At 39.7% G+C, this 6,235-nt stretch carries 6 protein-coding genes and 1 rRNA gene; 2 read left to right on the top strand and 5 right to left on the bottom strand.

Features of this window, described 5'->3' with window-relative positions:
* Positions 1-75 (top strand): 5S ribosomal RNA (gene rrf, locus MKX14_RS18340); the annotation flags it as partial.
* A gap of 99 nt (positions 76-174) precedes the next feature.
* Positions 175-525: an ankyrin repeat domain-containing protein gene (locus MKX14_RS15500; protein ID WP_050676235.1), complete on the top strand. Its 351-nt coding sequence runs from the start codon at positions 175-177 to the stop codon at positions 523-525.
* Positions 526-568: 43 nt separating this feature from the next.
* On the opposite strand, the gene MKX14_RS15495 is transcribed toward MKX14_RS15500, so the two are convergent.
* The 5 genes from MKX14_RS15495 to ribF all read right to left on the bottom strand — a co-directional run bounded on the left by MKX14_RS15495 (position 569) and on the right by ribF (position 6,156).
* Positions 569-1,111 (bottom strand): NADPH-dependent FMN reductase, encoded by a 543-nt coding sequence (locus MKX14_RS15495; protein WP_017387471.1) that lies wholly within the window; start codon positions 1,109-1,111, stop codon positions 569-571.
* Between the two features lie 137 nt (positions 1,112-1,248).
* Entirely contained in the window at positions 1,249-1,731 is a 483-nt protein-coding gene (gene yaaD, locus MKX14_RS15490) for an FKBP-type peptidyl-prolyl cis-trans isomerase (protein WP_014208021.1), read from the bottom strand.
* 1 nt (position 1,732) lies between these two features.
* Complete coding sequence (gene lspA, locus MKX14_RS15485) at positions 1,733-2,263, bottom strand: signal peptidase II (protein WP_005804840.1); 531 nt, start codon at positions 2,261-2,263, stop codon at positions 1,733-1,735.
* The gene (ileS, locus tag MKX14_RS15480) at positions 2,256-5,093 is read right to left on the bottom strand and encodes an isoleucine--tRNA ligase (protein WP_240282899.1); all 2,838 of its coding nucleotides are present in this window, start codon (positions 5,091-5,093) and stop codon (positions 2,256-2,258) included. The genes lspA and ileS overlap by 8 nt, the downstream gene beginning before the upstream one ends.
* Positions 5,094-5,154: 61 nt before the next feature.
* Positions 5,155-6,156: a bifunctional riboflavin kinase/FAD synthetase gene (ribF, locus tag MKX14_RS15475; RefSeq protein ID WP_002120723.1), complete on the bottom strand. Its 1,002-nt coding sequence runs from the start codon at positions 6,154-6,156 to the stop codon at positions 5,155-5,157.
* Positions 6,157-6,235: the final 79 nt, after the last annotated feature.

Here is a 6,235-nt window from a genome sequence, read left to right as displayed (position 1 = left end):
CGAACTCAGAAGTGAAACCTCTTAGCGCTGATGGTAGTGTGGGGTTACCCATGTGAGAGTAAGTCATCGCCAGCTCATTATTCCAAACACCCCCATTCTAATGAGTGGGGGTGTTTTTTATGCGCGGAATTTAATTTTTAATAAAAGATAGGATTTGTATTCTTGCTGTATTCTATGAATATAATGATGAACTCTATTATTTTGGGTACGTTCATGAAAATCAATTCTTTCTCTCCAATACCTGAAGATGATGAAGAGCTATCTTTGCCTGCATTGATTTATTGGGCATCTCTAGGTGATATCGATCAAGTAAAAGAATTACTAATAGAGGGAGAAAATCCTAATCAGATAGATGATGAGGGATATAGTGCTCTACAAGCAGCTGCTGAAAATGATCATTTAGAGATAGTTCAACTCTTAATTGAAAAAGGTGCGCATGTCGCTTACAAAAGTGAATACACAGCATTAGAGCTTGCAGAAATGGCTGGTAATACTGATGTAGTGGAGTATTTAAAGAGTTTATAAAATTAAAGGCCTCTTTTGTTTAGAAAAGAGGCCTTTTGTGCAATTAAGACAAATGATATTTCTGTAGTTTCTCAACAATGGATTGAAGACCTTTTACTTCAAATTCATTAGCTTCGAATTTTTCATCTTTATTACGTTTAAATATATCTCTTATCTCTATTACAGCATTCGGGTCAATAATACTTAAACTTGAGGTGACTTGACGTATTTGGCTAATAGAACGAGAGCCATTTGTTGAACCATAGCCAATAAATGCAGCAGGTTTACTACCCCACTCCTTACCGACATAATCAAGTGCATTTTTTAAAGCTGGGCTGTAACCATGGTTGTATTCTGGGCTAATGAAGATAAATGCGTCTGCTTGAGCAATTTTGTCTGCCCATTCTTGTTGTTTAGGTTGATCATAAACCCCAGTAGCAGGTGGGTGAGAGCCTGAAAATAACGGTAAATTCCACTCTTTTAAATCAATTATTTCTGTCTGAAAATCTTCTAGATTAAATGATGGAATTGTGGATTCTAGCCAATTGGCAACTTTAATTGCTGTACGTCCTTCACGAACACTTCCTACGATAATATAGACCAGCATGTATTTTTCCTAAGAATTTTTATCTTTATAACTTAATTCATTCTATAGGTAGGAGAGAATATAGAATTTGTAAGGATTCTTATGTCACTAATAAAAACTGAATCATAAAAAAGCCCTCATTTAGAGGGCTTTTTTATTTACATTAGCTTAATGCCTTGTTGGCCTTCAGGAGTAACCTTAAATATTTCTACTTCAAAGGTAATATTTTTCCCAGCTAATGGGTGATTAAAATCAATTTCTGTAATGTCATCATTAACTGATTTTACTACACCGAATAAGGTGGTTTTTGCCTTATCTTCAAATTCGATCATGTGACCAGGAATAGGGCGTTGTTCAAACTTAACTGTATCGAAAGTTTGAACATTTTCTGGATTCCACGGACCAAAAGCCTCTTCTGGTGGAAGGTGTACTGTACGGCGGTCACCTGCACGTAAACCGAATAATGCTTTTTCGAAACCTGGTAAAAGGTTTCCGTCACCAATAGTCAGACTAACTGGCTCTTCACGGCTACGTGTATTGTCAATTTCTACACCATTTTCGATAGCTACAGAAAAGTGTAGGTCGACTTTAGAGCCTTCTTGGATACGAATTTCTTCGTTAGGTTGAATAATTTCGGTCATATTATGCATCCGAATTTTGGTTACGTTGCTTCTCAAGGAAGAATGTATCAATGAGTAGCAAAATCGTACCTAGAGTGATGGCACTGTCCGCAATATTAAAAGCTGGAAAGTGATGATTTTGGTAATAAACATGAATGAAATCGACCACATAACCTAGGGTAATACGGTCAATTAAATTGCCTAAAGCTCCACCTAAAATTAAAGCGATGGCTACAGGTAGCACCACCATTTTTTTGGGCATACGCATTAACCAAAATACAAAAAGTACTGAAACTAAGCCCGCTAAAGATGTGAAGAAATAGCGCTGCCATCCTCCTGCATCAGATAAAAAGCTAAAAGCTGCACCATAGTTATGCAATAGTGTCCAGTTTAAAAATGGAAGTACAGGTACAGGATCTGCATAGTTTAGATGTGTACTCGCAATCCATTTTGTCCATTGATCCAATACAATGGCAAGGACTGAAAGTCCAAGCCAAATCAGATTATGTGGATAAAACTGGAATAAGCCTTTTTTAGCTTGTGAATTAGGCATATTTTCTCACTTCGCCACGACCAGTGACGTTCACAATACAACGACCACATAAACCAGGATGATCGGCATGTGTATTTACATCTGGAAGGACGTGCCAGCAACGTGCACATTTTTCACCTTCAGCTGCAGATATTTGTACACGTAAGCCTTCCATTTCAGTTGCTTCACCTTGCTCAGCAAATGGATGTACTACTACTTGCGAAGTAATAAGAACAAAACGGAGTTCATCAGCCAGTTGGTTTAAAACTGTTTGTAATGATTCACTTGCCCAAAGTTCAACTTTGGCTGAAAGATTACTGCCGACAAGTTTAGCGTTACGCGCTGCTTCAATCTGTTTATTTACTGCAGATTTTACGCTAATCAATGTTTGCCAATCTTCTTCAGAAAGCAAGTTTGCTTTTGATGAAACAGGTAAGTCATACCATTCTGAAGTAAATACATATTTTTCAGTTTGTTCTGGAATCAATGGCCAAGCTTCTTGAGCGGTAAAGCTTAAGATTGGGCTCATCCAACGGATAAATGCTTGGACAATATGATAAAGCGCTGTTTGAGCAGAACGACGTGCCTGAGAATCCGCTTTAGTGGTGTATTGACGGTCTTTGATAATATCTAGGTAGAAACCACCTAAGTCATTAATACAGAAGCTTGTTAACGCACTACACACCACATGGAAGTTCATTTCTTCATAGGCAGTGATAATGGTTTGTTGTACTTCATTCGCACGTTGTAAGATGTATTGATCTAGAGCGATAAGGTCATCTACAGCTAAAGCATCTGTACTTGGTTTGAAACCATTTAGGTTCGCAAGCAAGAAGCGTAGAGTATTACGAATACGACGGTAGCTATCACTTACACGGCTAAAGATTTCTTTTGATGCTGCGATTTCATAACGGTAGTCACTAGAAGCTACATATAGGCGTAAACCATCGGCACCAAGCTGTTTGATGATTTCTTCAAGCGGAATATAGTTGCCTAAAGATTTCGACAATTTACGGCCATTTTCATCAACGGTAAAACCATGAGTTAACAAGGCTTTATATGGCGCACGATTGTGAATTGCCATAGACGTTAATAAAGAAGATTGGAACCAGCCACGGTGTTGGTCTGAACCCTCTAAATATAAGTCAGCAGGGCTTTCTAATTCATCACGTTGCTCAAGTACAGCGTAATGCGTTGTACCAGAGTCGAACCATACATCGAGTGTATCGCGAACAGCGTTATATTGTTCAGCATCTTCACCGATGAAGTCTTTTGCTTCACGTTTGAACCATGCTTCGATGCCTTCTTCTTCGATCAGTTGAGCAACTTCTTCGATGAGTTCAGGTGTACGCGGGTGTAATTCGTTCGTATCTTTATGAACGAAGAAAGGAATTGGAACACCCCAAGTACGTTGACGTGAAATACACCAGTCCGGACGGCCTTCGATCATTGATTCAATACGGTTTTTACCCCAGTTCGGTACAAACTCGATATCATTTTCAATGGCATTAAGCGCACCTTCACGTAACCCTTTTTGATCCATGCTAATGAACCATTGTGGTGTAGCACGGAAAATAATAGGAGTTTTATGGCGCCAGCAGTGTGGGTAGCTGTGTTTAATTGGTTGATGAGCCCATAAACGGCCTACAGCGCCCAAAGCTTCAATAATCTTTGGATTGGCTTTATAGATGTGTTCACCAGCATAGATTGGAGCAGTTGGGAGATAAACACCGTTACCACCCACTGGATTGTCTACTTTAAGGTTATATTGAAGACCTACTTTATAGTCGTCTGCACCGTGGCCAGGCGCTGTATGTACGGCACCTGTACCGTTTGTTGCAATAACGTGCTCACCTAAAATAACCGGAACTTGACGATCAGTAAGTAGAGGATGTTGTAGGGTAAGATTTTCAAGAGCCGAACCAGTAAAATCAGCTAAAACAACTGGGTTTTCAAGCTTGTAACGCTCAATCGCTGAAGCAACTAAGTCTTTAGCAAGAATGAAGTTTTGCTTACCGCGCTCAGTTGTCACTTGCACCAATTGATATTCAATTTCGGCATGCAACGCAACGGCTTGGTTAGCTGGTAATGTCCATGGTGTAGTGGTCCAGATCACGATATCTGTCGGATCTTGAACTTCTACGTTTAAACGGACACTTAAATCTTTGAGATCAACAACACCAAAACCAACGTCAATTGCGTCAGATTTTTTATCTTCGTATTCAACTTCTGCTTCAGCAAGAGCTGAACCACAGTCCATACACCAGTTCACTGGCTTTAAGCCTGGCTGGATATGGCCATTTTTCTGGATGAGACCTAGAGCACGAACAATATCAGCTTCTTGTTTGTAATTCATAGTGAGATAAGGATTATCCCAATCACCTAAAATACCAAGACGTTTAAAGTCAGTACGCTGTAAATCAATTTGTTTTAGCGCGTATTCACGGCAAAGTTTACGGAAAGTTGCTGCGTCAACTTTTTCGCCCACTTTACCCACTTTCTCTTCGACTTTTAGTTCGATTGGCAAGCCATGACAGTCCCAACCTGGAACATATGGTGCATCAAAACCTGAAAGCGTACGGCTTTTTACAATAACGTCTTTGAGTACTTTATTGACCGCGTGACCCAAGTGAATTGTACCGTTCGCATATGGAGGGCCATCATGCAAAATATATTTTTTCTTGCCAATACGCGATGCACGAATCTGCTGATAAATGTTGTCGGTATACCACTCTTCTAACCATTTCACTTCACGTACTGCCAAATTTGCTTTCATTGCAAATTGAGTATCCGGCAGGTTTAGCGTGGCTTTGTAGTCCACTGCATTCTCAGGAGTTTGCTTATCGCTCATGCAAGTTTTCTTCCAGTTTAATCAGCTTGGGAGCTGACATGTTTTACAATCAAAATTCGAATTAAAAAGGAAATTGTGTCGTGTCGTTACGATATTGTCGTAACTGTTGCACGTCATTATCAATTCCTGCCTTAAGTGCCTCAAGCGAAGGGTAGTTCAATTCACCATGAAGATAGTGAAGAAAAGTCACCCGCATAAATAAGCCATACAGATTAGCAGAAACATCAGGGAAATGTACTTCTAATCTCCATTCTGGATGTTCTTGCTGAATGGCGGGACGTGTACCGACATGACCTGCGCCATAGAGGCTATTTTCATGATATCCGGCAATTCCCGGTTTCTCTGGTGTTTCTTGGCGTACTTTTTCAGTGAGTGAAGTTGTTTCGCAAATGACTTCAACGCCATAAATACCGTTTAAACAAGGTTTGTGGCGGTTGAGACGAACATTAATGGTTGGAAAATCAAGAGTTCGTCCAATTTGGTCGCCATATTGGACACGTCCAGTAATACTGTACGGACGGCCTAATAATTTAGCTGCTAAAGCGAGATTACCCACTTGAAGTACTTGGCGAATACGGGTTGAACTTACGCGTTCACCTTCAAGTTCAATGGTATGTAAATTTGTGACTTGGAAGCCATAATCTTTTAAAAATTCACTATTGCCTTGGCGGTCTTTACCGAAATGAAAGTCATCCCCTAAAACTAATGACTGGGCATTTAATTTATTTTTTAATAAATCTGCGAAGGCAGATGCGCTCATGCTACGGAAATGTTCATCAAATTTAGCAACCGCAATATAGTCAACGCCAAGCTCAGCTAGGTATTCAACTTTTTCCCGTAATGAATTAATACGAGGAGGTGCATCGTAACCTTTAAAGAACTCAAGAGGTTGTGGCTCAAAAATCATGACCAAAGTTTTTAAGCCTTGTGCTGCAGCAATGTTTTTGAGTTGAGCAATCATCGCTTGGTGGCCTAAATGGACACCATCAAAATTACCAATAGTCACCGCTGTTTGAGGTAACTGAAAATTGGGCGATAACGCATTAAGACGAAGCAGTTTCATGAACTTAAAATATGGCTATTTTTGCAAGGGCTATATATTGCCATAATCTCACAGATTCGTCTTGTTGTTGTGTTTTTAC

Source organism: Acinetobacter pittii, from assembly GCF_022449185.1.
Lineage (GTDB): Bacteria > Pseudomonadota > Gammaproteobacteria > Pseudomonadales > Moraxellaceae > Acinetobacter > Acinetobacter pittii_I.
Note: the sequence above shows the minus strand (reverse complement) of the source record. Positions and strands in the feature narration are given on the sequence as shown.

Excerpts from the sequence above, each read along its gene's own strand:
- yaaD (WP_014208021.1), bottom strand. The coding sequence starts at position 1,731 with ATGACCGAAATTATTCAACCTAACGAAGAAATTCGTATCCAAGAAGGC.
- lspA (WP_005804840.1), bottom strand. The coding sequence starts at position 2,263 with ATGCCTAATTCACAAGCTAAAAAAGGCTTATTCCAGTTTTATCCACAT.
- MKX14_RS15500 (WP_050676235.1), top strand. The coding sequence starts at position 175 with ATGAATATAATGATGAACTCTATTATTTTGGGTACGTTCATGAAAATC.
- ileS (WP_240282899.1), bottom strand. The coding sequence starts at position 5,093 with ATGAGCGATAAGCAAACTCCTGAGAATGCAGTGGACTACAAAGCCACG.
- MKX14_RS15495 (WP_017387471.1), bottom strand. The coding sequence starts at position 1,111 with ATGCTGGTCTATATTATCGTAGGAAGTGTTCGTGAAGGACGTACAGCA.
- ribF (WP_002120723.1), bottom strand. The coding sequence starts at position 6,156 with ATGAAACTGCTTCGTCTTAATGCGTTATCGCCCAATTTTCAGTTACCT.